Below are 18,378 nucleotides of genomic sequence, written 5' to 3' on the forward strand. Positions count from 1 at the left end.
CTCCATCGACCTACAGCATTCTCAGATGGAGGCTACATCCCATGTCCCGCGTTCTGATCATCGAAAGCAGTGCCCGTCAGCAAGACTCGGTTTCCCGCCAACTGACCCAGACGTTCATCAGCCAGTGGAAAGCCGCTCACCCGACTGACCAGATCACCGTCCGGGACCTGGCCGTCAAGCCGGTGCCGCACCTGGACATCAACCTGCTGGGTGGCTGGATGAAACCCGCCGAGCAGCGCAGCGACATCGAACAGGCCTCCCTGGAGCGCTCCAACCAGTTGACCGACGAATTGCTCGCCGCCGACGTGCTGGTCATGGCCGCCCCCATGTACAACTTTGCGATCCCCAGCACCCTGAAAGCCTGGCTCGACCATGTACTGCGTGCCGGCGTGACCTTCAAGTACACCGAAACCGGTCCGCAAGGCCTGCTCAGCGGCAAGCGTGCCTATGTGTTGACGGCTCGCGGCGGCATCTACGCCGGCAGCGCCGCCGATCACCAGGAACCGTACCTGCGTCAGGTCATGGGCTTCATCGGCATCCACGACGTGACGTTCATCCACGCCGAAGGCATGAACCTGGGCGGTGACTTCCAGGAGAAAGGCCTGAACCAGGCCAACGCCAAGCTTTCGCAAGTGGCCTGACCGGTTAATCGCCAGATAATCGCTGGATGGTCTAGTGACCTGGCGCAACCCTTCAAGCCTGTACGCGCATCGAACCTCCCTTCGCACTTGTTGCTCCTGAGTGCTCTGGCCCGATTGAACGCTTTAGCGAGATCGGGCTTTTTTTTGCCTGCGATCTGACGAGTATCTGCACAGGTCTCCTGTAGGAGCGAGCCTGCTCGCGATTGCGGTGTGTCAGACAAGGTGTTGTCGACTGACACTCAGTCATCGCGAGCAGGCTCGCTCCCACAGGTTTTGTGTGTTTTCCGACAGCTCTCGGGTTCGCGATTCAAAGCAAAACCCGCTATCGTCGCCGCCATTCGAAATGAGGCGAGCATGGGCTATCTACTTGTTGTCACGCTGATCCAGGCGTTTTCCTTCAGTTTGATCGGCGAATACCTGGCCGGTCATGTCGACAGTTACTTCGCCGTGCTGGTACGCGTGCTGCTGGCCGGGCTGGTGTTCCTGCCACTGACCCGCTGGCGCTCGGTGGAGCCGGCGTTCATGCGTGGCATGCTGTTGATCGGCGCGCTGCAGTTCGGCGTGACGTACGTCTGCCTGTACTTGAGCTTTCGTGTACTGACGGTGCCGGAGGTGCTGCTGTTCACCATCCTCACGCCGCTGCACGTGACCCTGATCGAAGATGCATTGAATCGACGGTTCAACCCCTGGGCCCTGGTCGCCGCACTCGTGGCGGTGGCGGGGGCGGCCGTGATCCGCTTTGACCGGATCAACCCGGACTTCTTCATGGGTTTCCTGTTGCTGCAACTGGCCAACTTCACCTACGCCGCCGGCCAGGTGCTCTACAAACACCTGGTTGCGCGCCATCCGAGCGACCTGCCGCATTACCGACGTTTCGGCTTCTTCTACCTCGGCGCACTGGCGGTGGCGTTGCCGGCGTTTCTATTGTTCGGCAAACAGAACTTCCTGCCCGAAGCCCCGCTGCAATGGGGTGTGCTGCTGTTCCTCGGCCTGGTCTCGACCGCTTTGGGGCTCTACTGGTGGAACAAAGGCGCGTGCCTGGTCAACGGCGGCACCCTGGCGGTGATGAACAACCTGCATGTGCCGGTGGGGTTGCTGATCAACCTGCTGATCTGGAACCAGCATGAAGAACTGGGGCGGTTGTTGCTCGGTGGTTCGGTGATTTTGCTGGCGGTGTGGATCAGTCGGTTGGGTATACGCAAGCCTTTGGCCGTTCACTAAACCCTGGGTAATCCGATATCCCTGTGGGAGCGAGCCTGCTCCGGGCGGCGTTCCGACGATGACGGAGTGTCAGTCGACGATGATGTTGCCTGATCCACCGCTTTCGCGAGCAGGCTCGCTCCTGCAAGGGATTGCGTGATCTCCGAAAATCACTTCGGCGCCAATTGATCCACCAGAAACCCGATAAACGCCCGGGTCTTCTGCGGCACCCGCCGTGCCGACGAATACACTGCGTTGATGGTAATCGCCGGGGCCTGCCATTCGCACAGCACCGGCACCAGTCGCCCGGCTGCCAGCGCATCCTCGACGATGAAGTCGGGCAGCAGGGCGATGCCCATGCCGGCTTCGGCGGCCTGGGCGAGCAAGTCGCCGTTGTTGGCGTGCAACGGGCCGGTGACGTTCACCCGCTGGGTTTCCTTGCCATTGCACAGTTGCAGGCTGACACCGCTCTGCAGATACCCGTAGTTCAGGCATTGATGGGCGCGCAGATCCTGCGGCGTCTGCGGGATGCCCGCGCGCTCGAGATAAGCAGGAGATGCCACCATGATGCGCGGTGCAGGCGCCAGTTGCCGGGCGATCATCGTCGAGTCGGGCATGCTGGCGATGCGGATGGTGACGTCAAACCCACCCCGAACCGGGTCGACTTGCTGGTCGCTGAGCACCAGTTGCAACTCGATGTTCGGGTGCAATTCATGAAACAGCGGAATCAACGGCCCCAATCGCCGAAGACCGAACGACATCGGCGCATTGACCCGCAATACACCGCGCAACTCGCCGATGCCGTCACGGGCGCGTTGCTCGGCCTCGTCCAGCGCCGCCAACACTTCCCGTGCCGCTTCGAAATACTCGGCCCCGGCTTCCGTCAGGTGCAGGCTGCGGGTGGTGCGTTGCAGCAACTGCACGCCGATGGCTTCTTCCAGCGCCTGAATCTGTTTGCTGACTTTCGAGCGCGGTACGTCCATGGCCCTGGCGGCTGCGGCGAAGCCGTTTTCGCCGACCGTGACGACGAAGGCACGCATGCATTCGATGCGATCCATATTGTCCCTATTTTGGAATCAATGATTCTCGATTTTAGGTAATTGTCCCTTTTATGGCTAGCCCCTAAAGTGACATCCAAGCCGACAGCAAAGCCCCTTGCGGCAACGTCGACTCACCCTGAATTCATTCGAAGTATCGACATCAAAAGGAACGCGCCATGTCTATTCGTGAACTGCTCAACCCAACCAACTCCGCCCTGATCCTGATCGACCACCAGCCGCAAATGGCATTCGGCGTTCAGTCCATCGACCGTCAGACCCTGAAGAACAACACCGTGGGCCTCGCCAAGGCGGCGAAGATTTTCAACGTACCGACCATCTACACCTCGGTCGAAACCGAAAGTTTCAGCGGTTACATCTGGCCGGAATTGTTGGCGGTGCACCCGGATCAAAAGCCGATCGAACGCACTTCGATGAACTCCTGGGAAGACAAGGCACTGGTTGACGCGGTGAAAGCCACCGGGCGCAAAAAACTGATCATCGCGGCGTTGTGGACTGAGGTCTGCCTGACGTTCCCGGCATTGGAAGCCCTGGCTGAAGGCTACGAGGTCTACATCGTCACCGACGCTTCCGGTGGCACCAGCAAGGAGGCCCACGACATGTCGGTGCAACGGATGATTCAGGCCGGCGCGGTACCGGTGACCTGGCAGCAGGTATTGCTCGAGTACCAGCGTGACTGGGCACACAAGGACACTTACGAGGCGGTCATGGCGCTGGTGCTGGAACACAGCGGCGCGTACGGCATGGGGGTGGACTACGCCTACACCATGGTCCACAAGGCGCCGCAGCGGCAGGTCAAGTAAACGAGAAAACTATCGCGACATTTGTGGGAGCGAGCCTGCTCGCGATGAGGGAGGGTCAATCGACATCATTGTTGAATGACCCAACGCCATCGCGAGCAGGCTCGCTCCTACAGGTTTTTTGTGGTGTTACATCATGCGTTTTTCGGCTTCGGGAATGTGGTTTGCCCCCAGCACTGCCGGCAGCAGCCCGGCCCGTAAATCCGTACCGCTGGGCTGCTGGTACAGGCTCAAGCCAAACTCCGGCAGCACCGCCAGCAGGTAGTCGAAAATATCCCCCTGAATCCGCTCGTAATCGGCCCACGCCGTGGTGCGGGTAAAGCAGTAGATTTCCAGCGGAATACCCTGGGCCGTGGTCTGCATCTGGCGGACCATGCAGGTCATGTTCGGCTGGATCTCCGGGTGACTCTTCAGGTAGGCCAGCGCATAGGCGCGGAAGGTGCCGATATTGGTCATCCGCCGGCGGTTGGCCGACATGGCCGCGACGTTGCCCTGGGCTTCGTTCCAGGCCTTGAGCTCGGCCTGTTTGCGGGTGATGTAGTCGGTGAGCAAGTGCACCTGGGACAGCTTCAGCTCTTCGTCGTCACGCAGAAAGCGTACGCCGCTGGCGTCGATGAACAGGCTGCGTTTGATTCGGCGGCCACCTGACGCCTGCATGCCGCGCCAGTTCTTGAACGACTCGGACATCAGGCGCCAGGTCGGGATCGAGACGATGGTCTTGTCGAAATTCTGCACCTTGACCGTGTGCAGGGTGATGTCCACCACATCACCGTCGGCGCCCACCTGGGGCATCTCGATCCAGTCACCAACCCGCAGCATGTCGTTGCTGGTCAACTGCACACTGGCGACGAACGACAGCAGCGTGTCCTTGTAGACCAACAGGATCACCGCCGACATGGCGCCCAGACCCGACAGCAGCAACAGTGGCGAGCGGTCGATCAGCGTGGCGACGATGATGATTGCGCCAAACACGTACAACACCATTTTCGCCAGTTGCACATAGCCTTTGATCGAGCGGGTGCGGGCGTGCTCGGTGCGGGCGTAAATGTCCAGCAGGGCACTGAGCAGGGCGCTGACCGCCAGCAGCAGAAACAGCAAGGTGAAGGACAGCGCGACGTTGCCGAGGAATTTCAGACTGGTTTTGCTCAGGTCCGGCACCAGATTGAGCCCGAACTGGATCACCAGCGAAGGCGTGATCTGCGCCAGGCGATGGAACACCTTGTTCTGCAGGAAATCATTGACCCAGTGCAAGGCCGGCTGGCGGCCGAGCATTTTGGCCGCGTGCAAAATGAGGTAACGCGCCACCCGTCCGAGGAACAGCGCCAGCGCCAAAAGCAACAGCAGCGACAGGCTGGAGTGCACGAGCGGGTGCTGGTCGAGGGCACCCCAAAGGTCTTGGACGTTGATCCAGAGCTGTTTGATATCCATGGTTGAAACGATTCTTCTGTCGGGCGCGAGGGCTGATTAGAGCATTTAAGACGCTTTGTATTACGTTTGGGGCAAAATCAGGCAACAAAAAACCAACTGTTTACCGCCATTTGTATAAAGAAACTCGGCCTGAGCGCTCGAAACCGTTACCCTATGCAGCTGTTTTTTTGCATTTCTTCGAGGTAGCACCCGTGTTTTCCCAATTCGCCCTGCACGAACGCCTGCTCAAAGCCGTGGCCGAGCTGAAATTTGTCGAGCCAACGCCTGTGCAAGCCGCGGCCATTCCGCTGGCGCTCCAGGGGCGTGACCTGCGGGTGACGGCGCAAACCGGTAGCGGCAAAACCGCTGCATTCGTTTTGCCCATCCTCAACCGTCTGATCGGCCCGGCGAAAATCCGCGTCAGCATCAAGACCCTGATCCTGCTGCCGACCCGCGAACTGGCCCAGCAGACGCTGAAGGAAGTTGAACGCTTTTCGCAGTTCACCTTCATCAAGTCCGGCCTGATCACCGGCGGCGAAGACTTCAAGGTCCAGGCCGCGATGCTGCGCAAGGTGCCGGACATCCTGATCGGTACGCCGGGCCGGATGATCGAGCAACTGAACGCCGGCAACCTCGACCTCAAGGAAGTCGAAGTCCTGGTGCTCGACGAAGCCGACCGCATGCTCGACATGGGCTTTGCCGAAGACGTGCAGCGTCTGGTGGACGAATGCCCGAACCGTCAGCAGACCATGCTGTTCTCCGCCACCACGGGCGGTTCCGGCCTGCGCGAGATGATTGCCAAGGTCCTGAACAACCCTGAGCACCTGCAGCTCAACGCGGTCAGCCAGCTGAACGACACCACTCGCCAGCAAATCATCACCGCTGACCACAACCAGCACAAAGAACAGATCGTCAATTGGCTGCTGGCCAACGAGACCTACCAGAAGGCCATCGTCTTCACCAACACCCGGGCCATGGCCGACCGCATCTACGGCCGCCTGGTGGCGCAGGAATACAAAGCGTTCGTACTGCACGGCGAGAAAGACCAGAAGGATCGCAAACTGGCGATCGACCGCCTGAAGCAGGGCGGCGTGAAAATCCTCGTGGCCACCGACGTCGCCGCTCGCGGTCTGGACGTGGACGGCCTGGACCTGGTGATCAACTTCGACATGCCACGCAGCGGCGACGAATACGTGCACCGCATCGGTCGTACCGGCCGCGCCGGCAACGATGGCCTGGCCATCTCGCTGATCTGCCACGGCGACTGGAACCTGATGTCGAGCATCGAGCGCTACCTCAAGCAGAGCTTCGAGCGTCGTACCATCAAGGAAGTCAAAGGCACCTACGGCGGACCGAAAAAGGTCAAGGCCTCGGGCAAGGCCGTCGGCGTGAAAAAGAAAAAGACCGACGCCAAGGGCGACAAGAAAAAAACTGCCGCCAAGACCCCGACCAAGCGCAAGAGCGCCAACCGGCCGAAGAGCGATTCGCTGGTCAGCAAGGACGGCATGGCCCCGCTCAAGCGCCGCAAGCCGGAAGCGCCGGCGGCCGAGTAAGTCGTTGCAAGTGACTCAAGAAAAACCCGGACAGTGTCCGGGTTTTTTTATGTCTGATGATTATCCACCATGGCAGCAGCTCGACTTCTCCTGTTCCTCATATTTGTCATGATGTCGCACCCACTCCATGATTTCCTCCTCATTGCGGCCCTTGGGTGTCATGTCGAGGTAGTTGTAGGCGCCGACCAGCAAGTCCAGGCCCCGGGCATAGGTGGAGTAGGTATGGAAAATTTCCCCGGCTTCGTTGCGATAAAACACGCTGAGGCCGGGGAGTTCTTCCTCGGCGCCGTCGGTTTTTTCGTAGTTGTACGTAGCCTTTCCGGCGGCGACGTCTTCGGCTCGGGCACAGACGCCAAAGTCGTAGTTGAAGTCGCATCCTGCTGACGACACCCAGTCGAACTTCCAGCCCATGCGCCGCTTGAACGCCTGGAATTCTGCGAACGGTGCGTGGGAAACCGCCACCACTGCAATATCGTGGTGGGCCAAATGGTGGTTGGCGCCATCGATGTGGTCGCTAAGGAACGAGCAACCGGGGCAGCCCTCGTCCCAGCCCTCGGCGAACATGAAGTGGTAGATGACCAACTGACTGCGGCCACCGAACAGGTCCGCCAGCCTCAGTTCGCCGTTGGGCCCCTGGAAGCGGTAGTCCTTGTCGATTCTCACCCAGGGCAGGGCGCGGCGTTCGGCGCTGAGTTTGTCCCGTTCCCTGGTGAAGGCTTTTTCGCGGACCAGGTGCTGTTTGCGGGCGACGAGCCATTCTTCCCGCGACACGACGGGGTGATTCTGGATGTTCATGCTGTTTTCTCCTGCGTGGTGCGGGGGAGGGGACTTACACAGACTAGTCGTTTGGCTTGTGTGGAATTCGACATGCCGCTGGTCGGTCGTCAGTAAGAGCGCGGCTGATCGAAAGCCGTATTCCCGGCAATGATCACCCGCTACAGGTACTGGGGCAGGCTCGCTCCCACATGGGAATTGTGTCGCGCTTAGCCTTGTTTCGCTGCTTTCAAGCACTTCAGATCACTGAAATCCTTCCTCACACCCTCGATTTTCTTCAGCAGGCGTTCGCGCTGGCTTGGCGTGCTTTCCGCCATGAGGTCCACGAACAGCGAGCGCGCCTGGGCCTCGGTGTTGGCAAAGGCCTGGCGATAGGCGGGGGTCCACAAACGCTCACGATTGACCAGTAGCGTTTCGATTCTTTGTGGGAATTGCGGGCTCTGGCGTTGCGCAACCGCCGCGCTGAACTGTTTCTGCCAATGCACGCGGTTGGCAATCCACTGGGTGTTCTGGTCGCCCAGGGCGTTCGACCAGGTGGTGACTCGCTGTTGCTGGGCGCCGTTCAGTGGTCCGAGCCAGTCGCTCAGGCGCTTTTCCATGCGTTCGCCACGCTCCTTGATCTGCTGGTCGAGGGAGGGCTTGAGGTATTCCTCCTGGTGCTTGCGCTGGTCCTTGGCGAAGGCTTCATTCATCTCGGCAACTTGCTTGTCATTCAGCCCCTGCAGCAACTCGATGGCCGACGGAGTGATTTCCCGCGCGGTCTCGGCGATCGCCTGTTCGGCTTCGCGGGCGCGGGCCTGCAAGGCGGCATCGGTGACCTGGTTGGTCGCGATCATGGTTTGCAGGCGGTCCAGCCAGTCGAGGTAGCCGGGCAATTGGGTGCTGCAGTGCCAGCTCAGGTGTTCCTTCAGGCGTACGTTCAGCCAGCTTTTCTGCTCGCCGTTCATGTCCAGGTAGTCGCTGAGCGTCCACGGGATGATCACGTCGAGGTTGCGGTAGGCCAGGCCTATGCGGTTGCACGCGCCGAGGGCGAGGGCGATGGTCAGCACGATGGCGATGTGTTTGAACCAGCGGGACATGGGCGAATCCTTGCGATAGCCAGTCTTCGGGGTCTGATTCTTATGTGAACCCAGGATGAGTCTGGCAGTTCAGCCGGGCAACTGCTGTCGCTCGTGGATTTTCACAGGATTTGATGGATTGTCGGCGGGGAGAAACGAGGGTTCCAGTCCAAGCGCTTCGAAGCTCAAAGCGCTTTGGGACCAGGTGAGGCGGGGGGGATTACTTTTTGCCCAGGGTGATCTGCTTGGACGGGCCGAATGTCTGGCCGCTGACGCCTTTGGCAATTTGCTGGATTTCACCGCCGGACTTGAGGAACGCAGCGATCTGGCTGTTGATCGACTCGCTGGTTTCGACGGCTGGAGCTGGCTTTGCTTTGCTGGTGGATGCTTTTACGCGCATGGCGGCCATTAACCTGTAGAAAATTAACTTGGCCAGGCATCGTACAGGAATTACCGGGTAATTGCTTGGCAAATATCCCCTCACAATAATCCTGAGGTCGGGGTAATTAATCATCGGCCGATATTCGAAATAGGTGTCTAAGCCGCTGTTTTAACTAAAAACATTGCCAGAAAAAATACCGCGTAGCGCTTGCTGGACATGGCGTAAATGCCCGGATCGGTCGGACGAGCGGCCAGGATTACGATGAAAACCCGGAAAAATCAGGGCCTCCAGAGGATTTTCGCGTGCCACCGGGCCGCGTACCGAACGCAGCGCTCAAAACCGAGTAGAATGCCGCCCACGCAATGAGGGTATTGGACATGGCTTTAGTCGGGCGTTACAACAGTTTGCAAGTGGTTAAACACACTAACTTCGGTTTATATCTGGACGGTGGCGCGGATGGCGAAATTCTTCTGCCTAATCGTTATATTCCAAAAGATATTCCAACCGATGATGAAGACTGGCTCAACGTTTTTATTTATCTGGACAGCGATGACAAACTCATCGCAACTACTGAAAAGCCGAAAGTTCAAGTCGGTGAATTCGCCAGTTTGAAAGTTGTTGAAGTCAACAGCATCGGCGTATTCCTGGACTGGGGTTTGCCCAAAGACCTGTTGCTGCCGTTCTCCGAAGAGAAGCGCCAGATGACAGCGGGCGAGTACGTGGTGGTGCACGTCTACCTCGACAAGCACACCCGTCGCATCACCGCGACCGCGCGCCTGGACCGCTACCTGGACAAGACCCCGGCCAACTACACCGCGGGTCAGGAAGTGGATCTGCTGGTGGCCGAAGCCACGGACATGGGCTTCAAGGCCATCATCAACAACAAGCATTGGGGCCTGATCCACAAGAACGAAATCTTCAAGTTCATGCGCGCCGGTAAAGAAGAAAAGGGCTTCATCAAGGAAGTTCGCGCCGACGGCAAGATCAGCCTGAGCCTGCAGCCGGTCGGTCAGGAAGCGGCCACCAGCCTGAACTCGAAGATTCTCGCCAAGCTGCGCGAAAACAATGGTTCCCTGGCGGTCAGCGACAAGAGCGATCCGGCATTGATCAGCAGCCTGTTTGGTGTCAGTAAAGGCAACTTCAAGAAGGCCATTGGTGCCTTGTACAAGAATGGCCAGATTGTCATTCATGCCGATCGCATCGAGCTCAGTTGATGTTCTGACACTACAGAGAGCCAGGGTGACGCAGGCAGAGAAGTAGAGGTCTCTGACAGGCGGCATTGTCTGGCCTTCTGGTTAATAATCGACAACATGATTTTGCGCCCCGGGTTTTTCTTTTCCAGTGAGAAGGCCGGGGCTTTGCTTTTACTGCCGAGTCTTTGCCATGGATTGTGTGTTCGAGGTGTTCCGGTGAGCGCCACCCGGCGCAGCGCCGACGGGTTTGCCCTGCAAGTGATGGTCGGGTTGTGCCTGGTCTGGGGCGTTCAACAGGTGATGATCAAGTGGGCGGCGCCCGATATCGCGCCGGTGATGCAGGCGGCCGGACGTTCCGGCATGTCGGCGTTGCTGGTCGGGTTGCTGATCTGCTGGAAGGGCGGCTGGAACCAGGTGAGTACGACCTGGCGCGGCGGCCTGTTGGCCGGTGCCTTGTTCGGCCTGGAGTTCTTCTTCATTTCCGAAGGCCTGCAACTGACCACGGCGGCGCACATGTCGGTGTTTCTCTATACCGCGCCGATCTTCACCGCATTGGGTGTGCACTGGTTGCTGCCGAGTGAGCGTCTGCGACCTTTGCAGTGGCTGGGGATAGTGCTGGCCTTTATCGGGATTGCCATCGCGTTTGCCGGCGGGGTGTCGTGGGACAATCTTGATTACCGCATGTTGATGGGCGATGCCCTCGGTGTGCTGGCGGGCGCGGCCTGGGGCGCGACCACCGTGGTGGTGCGCGCCTCGCGCCTGTCGGAAGCGCCGGTGACCCTGACGCTGTTCTATCAGTTGATCGTCGGTTTCTTCGGTTTGCTGTTGATTGCGCTGCTCAGCGGCCAGATCACCCACGTCAGCCTGACCACCGTGGCAGTCACCAGTGTGCTGTTTCAGGGCGTGGTCGTGTCGTTCTTCAGTTACCTGATCTGGTTCTGGCTACTGCGCCGTTACCTGGCAGCGAACCTCGCGGTGTTTTCGTTCATGACGCCGTTGTTCGGCGTCACGTTCGGTGTGGTGCTGCTGGGCGAGGCGCTGAGCCTGAACTTCATCATCGGTGCATTGCTGGTTTTGGCGGGCATCACTTTTGTCAGTGCCGAGCAGTGGTTACGCCGCCGTTTGCGCAAAGCGCTCGGGCAGCACTGACCGGCGCGAGCGACAGACCGCCGGCGATCAGCAAGCCGCAGCCGGCGACCACCAGTGCCGGCTGCAAACCACCACTGAAATGACTGCTCAGCGCCGCCAGCAATGGCCCGCTGAGCTGGCCCACGGCAAAGCAGGCCGTCAGCAGGCCGGCATTGCGCTGGGTCGCGTGGGGGGCCAGTTCCCGGGACCGTTGCATCACCAGTTGCATGCAGGCCAGGAACGGCGTGCCGCACAGGATCACACCCAGCGCCAGGCCTGGCCCATTGCCCAGCAGGCAGGCGAACACGCCAGCGGCTTGCAGCCACAACGTTGCCATCAACCAGTGACGCGTGGCGCCGGGTTCTTGCCGACGCAAGCTCACCAGCACCACACCGGTTGCCGCCGCCAGGCCAAAGCACGGCCAGAACAGGTCGGCCTGCCATTGGCCATGGAATTGTTCGTTGGCCATTTGCGACAGAAAGGTCGCCGGGATGATGTAGCCCAATCCGTACAAGCCGTAGACCAGGCCCAGGCGGCCGATGCCTTGAGTGGGCGACGGACTGGCGCTGGGTGCAGCAGTCGCGGTCGCGGCCGGTTGTGGCAGGAATGGCAGGATCCCCAGCAGCATCGCCAGGCCCACAGCGGCGTACACCAGCCACAAGGTGGCGGATGTCTGGCCCAGCAGGTTCGAGCCCAAGGCCAACAAACCGGTCAGAAAAATCCCCAGGCCCGGTCCGGCGAAGACCAGGGCGCCGAGCCGAGGACGACCGGCCGCTGCCGCGAGCGGTTGACTCAGGGCGGTGATCATCACCAGCACCCAGGCGCTGGCCACACCGGTGCCGAAGCGCAGCAACAGGTGCGACCAGAAACCATTGGCCCAGAACGAAGCCAGGGTCAGCAATACACAGAGCCACAATCCGCCGAGCAAGCGCCGGCGCACTTGCGCGGGACGCCGGGAAAACATGGCGTCCACCGCGCCGATGAAATAACCGAGGTAGTTGGCGGCAGCAATCAGCCCGGCGGCGGTCAGGTCTATCTGGCCTTCACTGAGCAGGTGCGGCAGTTGCGGTGTCAGGGCAAAACGGCCGATGCCCATGGCCATCATCAGGGCAACGAAACTGGCGGATAAGCGAATCAGGGGAGACATGGTCTGGATTCCGTTCAGAGGATCAATGACCGTCAGGCTAGGATCGATTGACTTTCTTTAAAAATGAATAATAGTGAGTAACTTGTTCTGTTTTGGAGAGTGTCGTGGAGTTCAGCCAATTGCGCATCTTCCAGGCGGTGGCGCAAGAAGGGTCCATTACCCGGGCCGCCGAACGGCTGCATCGAGTACCGTCGAACCTGTCGACCCGGCTCAAACAGCTGGAAGAGCAGCTGGGCGTCGAACTGTTCCTGCGCGAACGTCAGCGTTTGCAGCTATCGCCTGCGGGAAAAGTCCTGCTGGACTACACCGCCAGGCTGTTTGCCTTGCGCGATGAAGCCAGCGCGGCGGTGCAGGGTGGGCAACCGGCGGGCGACTTCGTGCTCGGCACCATGTACAGCACTGCCGCGATTCACCTTCCGGGGCTATTGGCTCGCTACCACCGCCTGTATCCGGCCGTGAACCTGCAAGTGCAATCCGGCCCCAGCGGGGAATTGCTCGAAGGTCTGCTCACCGGTCGACTCGATGCGGCGCTGGTGGATGGCCCCATGGAATTGGCCGGGCTCGATGGCGTACCCTTGTGCGACGAGCGCCTGGTGCTGATCAGCGAGGCCGATCATCCGCCGGTGCGCAGTGCGCTGGATGTGGAAGGGCGCGCGGTGTTTACCTTTCGCCAGGGCTGTTCCTACCGCATGCGCCTGGAAGCCTGGTTCGCCCATGATCACGCGGCCATGGGCCGGGCGATGGAGATCGAATCTTACCCGGGAATGCTGGCGTGCGTGATTGCCGGCTCCGGTGTGGCGCTGATGTCGGAGTCGATGCTCGCCAGTTTGCCGGGCCGCGAGAGTGTGGCGGTGCATCCGTTGGCCGAACCGTTCGCCAGCGCAACCACCTGGCTGATGTGGCGCAAGGGCATGGTCGGGGCCAACCTGAATGCCTGGATCGAGCAGCAACAGGTGGTTTTTCCGCCGGCACCGGTGCTGGCGCAGGAACTTGCCTGAACACAGGCTGATTGTGATGGATTCAGTAACAGATCATTGCGACTTTGCACGAGCATTGCGTAGGACTTCGGACTATTATCAGTGCGAAGGGGCTTTAGAATTTTGGCCGCTCGGCACTACCCTGAAGGGGGCACCATGAAAGAGAAAATCCAAAACTGGCTGCATGACCTGGGCGTTGCTCTCGGTTTGATCGAGCCGCCTCTGCAACCCGTGCCTATTCGTACTGATGACGAACAGCGCCGGCGCCAGCAGCGTCGTAGGTAAAGAAGGCTCCGGATCGTCAGTGAGGGTGAGCTTGTTCCGACAAGCTCCCTTGCCCCGGAACAGCATGCTGCCATTCAATCCTGATTGTCAGAGACTGCGGATTTGGCAACCCCGCTTCAATACCGCCCAATCTCCAGCAAAAACCGGCTTAAATCATTCGCCGTCCTGGCGGATTTCAGCATCCGGTCTTCCTCGACGGTAAACGCCGTTACACCCAGCTCATCTTCCAGATGGAAGATCAGTTCTTCGATATCTTCCTTATCCAGTCCCAACTGCGCCAGGCTGGCGTTGTCGTCGAAGTCATCCCGGCTTTCCAGCAGGCGGCTGATGTAGCGATGCACGACAGCGCGGACGGCAGCTTTTTTCATGGGCGTTTCTCCAGGAGTGGGGGCTCTCGGTGCCGGTGCAATTCCTGCCCTTGAGTACAGCAGGCTTCAGCCGTGTGAGCGCTGCCATTCGTCAATCATGTTGTGCAAGTGCGCCCCGGAAAAACTGCCGAAATGTCCGCCATGCACAGTGCGGATCGCCAGCGTACGCAAGCGTTGCAGGCTGCGGGCGTAGTCATCGAGGTTGGAGTGGTAGGCGTCTTCGATCAGCGGGCCGTCGTAGATGATGTCGCCGCTGAACAAGGTCTCCGTGGCGGCTTCGTACAGGCAGATGCCCCCCGGTGAGTGTCCCGGCGTGTGCACGACCTGCAACACCCTGTTGCCCAGGTCCAGCACATCGCCATCTTCGATAAACCCCGTGGCGGGTGCGGCCTTGACCCGGTATTCGGCGTAGCACAGCGGGCAATCCGGGTGGGCTTCGAACATGTCGTCGCCGACAAAGGCCTTGCTCAAGTCGTTGTCGCCATCCGGTGCGGCCAGAATGTCTGCCTCGGCCCGATGCACTAGCCGTTCAGCGAATTCGTGATGGCCGGCGATGTGATCGAAATGGCAGTGGCTGGCCACGGCCACCAGCGGCCGTTCGGTGATCCACGGCAGTTGCTCGCGCAGGCTGACCAGGCCCGAGCCGCTGTCCAGCAGCAGGTCCTTGTCACGGCCCTGGATGTGCCAGAGGTTGCAGCGGTAGAAGGGGCGGATGTACGGCTCGTGGATCAAGCGGATGCCGTCGTTGAGCGATTTCACCTCGAACCACTGGTCACGAGAAACAATTTTCATAAAACGTTTTCTCCAGACGAAAAAAAACGGGTGTGGCAACCGACGCCACACCCGTCGAAGAAAGCATCAAGTCGTTATGTTCAGCTTAGGCCGCGCTGGCCACTGCTACCGGGCGGCGAGACATCAGGCTCACCACCACGAAACTCACCAGGCCTACACCGAGGCTGTAGTAGATCGGGGTGTTGGCGTCCAGACCGTCCTTGAACATGAACAGCAGCGCAGTGGCGAAGCCCATGCCCATGCTGGCGATGGCGCCGGCGGTGGTGGCGCGTTTCCAGAAGATGGCGCCCATCAGCGGGATCAGCATGCCGCCCACCAACAGGTTGTAGGCCAGGGTCAGGGCGCTGATCACGTCATTCACCACCAGGGCGATGCCGAGCACCACGATGCCGGTCAACAGGGTGAACAGGCGGTTGATCGCCAGGCTCGACTGTTTGCCGCCACGCAGTTTCGGCAGCAGGTCTTCGGTCAGGGTGGTGGCAGCGGCCAGCAGGCCGGCGCTGGCGGTGGACATCATGGCGGCCAGTGCGGCAGCGATCACCAGGCCACGGATACCGTCCGGCAGGGACAGTTTGACGATGGCGGCGAAGGCGTTGTTGACGTTGTCCAGATCCGGGATCAGTACGTGTGCAGCCATGCCGATCAGGGCACAGGCCAGACCGTAGAGGATGCAGTAGATACCGGCAGCGGTACCGGCAACCTGAGCCACTTTGGCGGTCTTGACGGTGAACACCCGTTGCCAGATGTCCTGACCGATCAGGATGCCGAAGAAGTAGATCATGAAGTAGGTGATGATGGTGTCCCAGCCGATGGTGGTGAAGCTGAAGCTCGCCGCCGGCAGTTTCATCACCAGCTCATCCCAGCCACCGACGCGGTACAGGCAGATTGGCAACAGGATGAACATCAGGCCTACAGTCTTGATGATGAACTGGACGATGTCGGTCAGGGTCAGGGACCACATGCCGCCAATGGCCGAGTAGATCACCACGACGCCGCCGCCCAGCAGTACCGAGATCCAGAACGGCAGGCCGAACAGCACTTGCAGAACGGTGCCGATCGCCAGGATCGAGGTCACGCCGATCATCAGTGCGTAGGCCAGCATGATCACCGCGCTCGCGGAGCGGGCCATCGGGTTGTAGCGTTTTTCCAGCACCTGGGTAACGGTGTAGATCTTCAGTTTAAGCAGCGGTTTGGCGAGGAACAGGTTCAGCGCGACGATCCCGCAACCCAGTGCGGCACACAGCCAGAAACCGGAGATGCCATGTACGTAGCCCAGACGCACGGTGCCCACGGTGGACGCGCCGCCCAGAACGGTGGCAGCCATGGTGCCCATGTACAGGCTTGGGCCGAGGTTACGACCGGCGACCAAAAAGTCTTCGTTGGTCTTGGCCTTGCGCATGCCGTAGTAGCCGAGAAGCAGCATCGCAGCGGCATAGATGAGTACAACGAATAAATCCAAAGCCATTATGGCGTGTCTCCGATTGTCTTTTTTATGGTGAAACTAAAGCGTTTCTGTGAACTGCTTTCTGTGGGAGCGAGCCTGCTCGCGAAGGCGGTTAATCAGTCACATCGTTGTTGGATGTGCCGCCGTCTTCGCGAGCAGGCTCGCTCCCACAGGTAATTCAGGCGACTTGTTGCATCGCCGGTTTGGCGAGCGAATCCGTGCTCTTGTTGCGAAGGTGGTTCGGGCCGTACACAGCACTGGCTTCCGGGAACATCTTGAGCAGGACCAGGTACACCACCGAGGCCAGGCCCAGGGTCACTGGCAGGCTGATGTCGATACCATCGGCCAGGTTGCCCAGGGGGCCGACAAACTGCCCCGGCAGGTTCACAAAGCACAGGCCGACCGCGGCACTCGGGATCCAGGCCCCCATGCCACGCCAGTTCCAGCCGTGGGTGAACCAGTAGCGGCCACCTTTCTCGCCACGGGTGAACACTTGCAGGTCATCCGGGCAGTAGAAGCCGCGACGCGCCAGCAGGCCGATGATCATGATCACCATCCAGGGGGTGGTGCAGGTGATGATCAGCACAGCGAAGGTCGACACGCTCTGCACCAGGTTGGCCGCGAAGCGCCCGATGAAGATGAAGGCAATCGACATCACACCGATCAGCAGCGTCGCCTTGACCCGCGACAGCACCCGTGGGAACACGCTGGACATGTCCAGACCGGTGCCGTAGAGCGAAGTGGTGCCAGTGGACATGCCGCCGATCACGGCGATCAGGCAAACCGGCAGGAAGAACCAGGTCGGCGATACCGCCAGCAGGCCGCCCACATAGTTGTTGGCCGCGATGTAGTCCGGTGCCTTGACCGCCACGATGGTCGCGGTGATCAGGCCGAACAGGAACGGGATGAACGTTGCGATCTGCGAAATCACCACTGCCGCCATGATGCGCCGCTTGGACGTATCACGCGGGATGTAGCGCGACCAGTCACCGAGGAACGCACCGAAGGAAATCGGGTTGCTCATGGCCACCAGTGCAGCACCGATGAAGGCAGCCCAGAAACCGGGTTGGCCCATGTTGACGGTGCCGGCGTAGTTCGCATCGAAAGGACCTACGAAGGCGAAGACGCCCAGCAGGAACAACAGGCTGGCACTCCACACCGCGATCTTGTTGACCCACAGCAGGAAGCGGAAACCATAGATGCACACGGTCAGCACCAGAATCGCGAACAGACCGTAGGCCAGGCCCAGGGTCAGGTCGGTTTCCGGCAGGCCGACCAGGCGCTTGGCGCCACCGATCAGCGCATCACCCGAACTCCACACCGAGAGCGAGAAGAAGGCGATAGCGGTCAACAGCGACAGGAACGAACCGACGATCCGTCCGTGCACGCCGAAGTGCGCACCGGAAGACACGGCGTTGTTCGTGCCGTTGATCGGGCCGAACAGGCCCATTGGCGCGAGGATCAGCGAACCCAGCAACACGCCCAGCACAATCACCCAGACGCCAGCCTGGAAAGACAGGCCGAACAGCACCGGGAAACTGCCGAGCACGGCGGTTGCAAAGGTGTTGGAACCACCGAAGATCATCCGGAACAAGTCCGTGGGGCCTGCGGTGCGTTCGTTGTCCGGGATCTGTTCGACCCCGTGGGTTTCAATTTGCGTAAGGCTTTGGTCTTTGTTGTTGTTATTCATGATCAGCTCCGATCATAAAGGCGCGCTCATCGTGCGTGAGCGTCACCTGTGTTGGCTAAGGGGTTGGCAGCCCTTCCGGCATCGCGGACAAATGTTCGTGGCAGGCCAGCCATAGGCCTTGTTGTTCCTGGCCAGACGCTTGTTTCTTGAAAACAATCGTCTCGCGCTCCTGGCTAAAGTGCTGCTCCCCTTGCATGCGCAGCTCGGTGGCTACGTCATGGATGAAAATCGCCACGTCGCCCTGCAGGCTGACGAAAGCGTTGCTTGAGGTGCACGAAAGCACCTCGAAGCCATCCTCGGCGCGCCAGCTGTCCCACATCGCCTGATAGGCATCGCGCGACAGCAGGGGCTGTTCGAGGGTGTAGAAGACGAAGCTGGCATCGGCGCTGAACGCGCCGAAGTAGGCTTCGCGATCGTTACGGGCAAAAGCGGACACCAGATCGGCGGCGGCTTTGAGAACCTGATCACGTTCGTTCATGGT

At 60.1% G+C, this 18,378-nt stretch carries 19 protein-coding genes; 8 read left to right on the forward strand and 11 right to left on the reverse strand.

The annotated features are described in order from the left end of the window. Positions 1 to 41 precede the first annotated feature (41 nt). Together ACEN8E_RS06845 and ACEN8E_RS06850 are read left to right on the forward strand one after the other, a co-directional pair. The gene (locus ACEN8E_RS06845) at positions 42 to 641 is read left to right on the forward strand and encodes an FMN-dependent NADH-azoreductase (RefSeq protein WP_495591958.1); all 600 of its coding nucleotides are present in this window, start codon (positions 42 to 44) and stop codon (positions 639 to 641) included. 354 nt (positions 642 to 995) lie between these two features. Further along, positions 996 to 1,862 (forward strand): carboxylate/amino acid/amine transporter, encoded by an 867-nt coding sequence (locus ACEN8E_RS06850; protein WP_057400657.1) that lies wholly within the window; start codon positions 996 to 998, stop codon positions 1,860 to 1,862. A gap of 149 nt (positions 1,863 to 2,011) precedes the next feature. On the opposite strand, the gene ACEN8E_RS06855 is transcribed toward ACEN8E_RS06850, so the two are convergent. Then, positions 2,012 to 2,899, reverse strand: a complete 888-nt coding sequence (locus ACEN8E_RS06855) for a LysR family transcriptional regulator (protein ID WP_429373038.1) — start codon at positions 2,897 to 2,899, stop codon at positions 2,012 to 2,014. Between the two features lie 158 nt (positions 2,900 to 3,057). Between ACEN8E_RS06855 and ACEN8E_RS06860 the strand changes: the two genes are divergently transcribed. Continuing rightward, positions 3,058 to 3,702: a hydrolase gene (locus tag ACEN8E_RS06860; RefSeq protein WP_495591959.1), complete on the forward strand. Its 645-nt coding sequence runs from the start codon at positions 3,058 to 3,060 to the stop codon at positions 3,700 to 3,702. A gap of 126 nt (positions 3,703 to 3,828) precedes the next feature. Here ACEN8E_RS06860 and ACEN8E_RS06865 read toward each other — a convergent pair whose 3' ends face one another. Further along, the gene (locus ACEN8E_RS06865; protein WP_495591960.1) at positions 3,829 to 5,127 is read right to left on the reverse strand and encodes a mechanosensitive ion channel family protein; all 1,299 of its coding nucleotides are present in this window, start codon (positions 5,125 to 5,127) and stop codon (positions 3,829 to 3,831) included. Between the two features lie 191 nt (positions 5,128 to 5,318). On the opposite strand from ACEN8E_RS06865, the gene ACEN8E_RS06870 reads away from it, so the two are divergent. Beyond that, the gene (locus tag ACEN8E_RS06870) at positions 5,319 to 6,659 is read left to right on the forward strand and encodes a DEAD/DEAH box helicase (RefSeq protein ID WP_008018231.1); all 1,341 of its coding nucleotides are present in this window, start codon (positions 5,319 to 5,321) and stop codon (positions 6,657 to 6,659) included. A 60-nt stretch (positions 6,660 to 6,719) separates the two neighbouring features. Here ACEN8E_RS06870 and ACEN8E_RS06875 read toward each other — a convergent pair whose 3' ends face one another. From ACEN8E_RS06875 to ACEN8E_RS06885, 3 genes are all read right to left on the reverse strand, one after another. Then, positions 6,720 to 7,454 (reverse strand): DUF899 domain-containing protein, encoded by a 735-nt coding sequence (locus ACEN8E_RS06875; RefSeq protein WP_495591961.1) that lies wholly within the window; start codon positions 7,452 to 7,454, stop codon positions 6,720 to 6,722. Between the two features lie 188 nt (positions 7,455 to 7,642). Next, positions 7,643 to 8,512: a DUF6279 family lipoprotein gene (locus tag ACEN8E_RS06880; protein ID WP_495591962.1), complete on the reverse strand. Its 870-nt coding sequence runs from the start codon at positions 8,510 to 8,512 to the stop codon at positions 7,643 to 7,645. Between the two features lie 199 nt (positions 8,513 to 8,711). After that, the gene (locus ACEN8E_RS06885) at positions 8,712 to 8,900 is read right to left on the reverse strand and encodes a PFL_1563 family small protein (protein ID WP_015096330.1); all 189 of its coding nucleotides are present in this window, start codon (positions 8,898 to 8,900) and stop codon (positions 8,712 to 8,714) included. Between the two features lie 350 nt (positions 8,901 to 9,250). Between ACEN8E_RS06885 and ACEN8E_RS06890 the strand changes: the two genes are divergently transcribed. Together ACEN8E_RS06890 and ACEN8E_RS06895 are read left to right on the forward strand one after the other, a co-directional pair. Beyond that, positions 9,251 to 10,087: a CvfB family protein gene (locus ACEN8E_RS06890; protein ID WP_495591963.1), complete on the forward strand. Its 837-nt coding sequence runs from the start codon at positions 9,251 to 9,253 to the stop codon at positions 10,085 to 10,087. 195 nt (positions 10,088 to 10,282) lie between these two features. Continuing rightward, complete coding sequence (locus tag ACEN8E_RS06895) at positions 10,283 to 11,215, forward strand: DMT family transporter (RefSeq protein ID WP_495591964.1); 933 nt, start codon at positions 10,283 to 10,285, stop codon at positions 11,213 to 11,215. On the opposite strand, the gene ACEN8E_RS06900 is transcribed toward ACEN8E_RS06895, so the two are convergent. After that, positions 11,160 to 12,341 carry an MFS transporter gene (locus ACEN8E_RS06900; RefSeq protein ID WP_495591965.1) on the reverse strand — a complete coding sequence of 394 codons (1,182 nt, stop codon included), beginning with the start codon at positions 12,339 to 12,341 and terminating at the stop codon, positions 11,160 to 11,162. The genes ACEN8E_RS06895 and ACEN8E_RS06900 overlap by 56 nt on opposite strands. 104 nt (positions 12,342 to 12,445) lie before the next feature. Between ACEN8E_RS06900 and ptrR the strand changes: the two genes are divergently transcribed. Together ptrR and ACEN8E_RS06910 are read left to right on the forward strand one after the other, a co-directional pair. Further along, positions 12,446 to 13,339 carry a putrescine utilization regulator PtrR gene (ptrR, locus tag ACEN8E_RS06905; RefSeq protein ID WP_495591966.1) on the forward strand — a complete coding sequence of 298 codons (894 nt, stop codon included), beginning with the start codon at positions 12,446 to 12,448 and terminating at the stop codon, positions 13,337 to 13,339. A 135-nt stretch (positions 13,340 to 13,474) separates the two neighbouring features. After that, entirely contained in the window at positions 13,475 to 13,603 is a 129-nt protein-coding gene (locus ACEN8E_RS06910) for a PA1414 family protein (RefSeq protein WP_007914492.1), read from the forward strand. 116 nt (positions 13,604 to 13,719) lie between these two features. Here ACEN8E_RS06910 and ACEN8E_RS06915 read toward each other — a convergent pair whose 3' ends face one another. From ACEN8E_RS06915 to ACEN8E_RS06935, 5 genes are all read right to left on the reverse strand, one after another. After that, entirely contained in the window at positions 13,720 to 13,971 is a 252-nt protein-coding gene (locus ACEN8E_RS06915; RefSeq protein WP_495591967.1) for an acyl carrier protein, read from the reverse strand. 66 nt (positions 13,972 to 14,037) lie between these two features. Continuing rightward, positions 14,038 to 14,763, reverse strand: a complete 726-nt coding sequence (locus tag ACEN8E_RS06920; RefSeq protein ID WP_495591968.1) for an MBL fold metallo-hydrolase — start codon at positions 14,761 to 14,763, stop codon at positions 14,038 to 14,040. 85 nt (positions 14,764 to 14,848) lie between these two features. Then, entirely contained in the window at positions 14,849 to 16,228 is a 1,380-nt protein-coding gene (locus ACEN8E_RS06925) for a sodium:solute symporter family protein (RefSeq protein ID WP_495591969.1), read from the reverse strand. Positions 16,229 to 16,385: 157 nt separating this feature from the next. Continuing rightward, positions 16,386 to 17,897 (reverse strand): purine-cytosine permease family protein, encoded by a 1,512-nt coding sequence (locus tag ACEN8E_RS06930; RefSeq protein WP_495591970.1) that lies wholly within the window; start codon positions 17,895 to 17,897, stop codon positions 16,386 to 16,388. A 55-nt stretch (positions 17,898 to 17,952) separates the two neighbouring features. Further along, entirely contained in the window at positions 17,953 to 18,375 is a 423-nt protein-coding gene (locus ACEN8E_RS06935; protein WP_103394650.1) for a YybH family protein, read from the reverse strand. Positions 18,376 to 18,378 lie beyond the last annotated feature (3 nt).

It is taken from the genome of Pseudomonas sp. Pseusp9, from assembly GCF_059491265.1.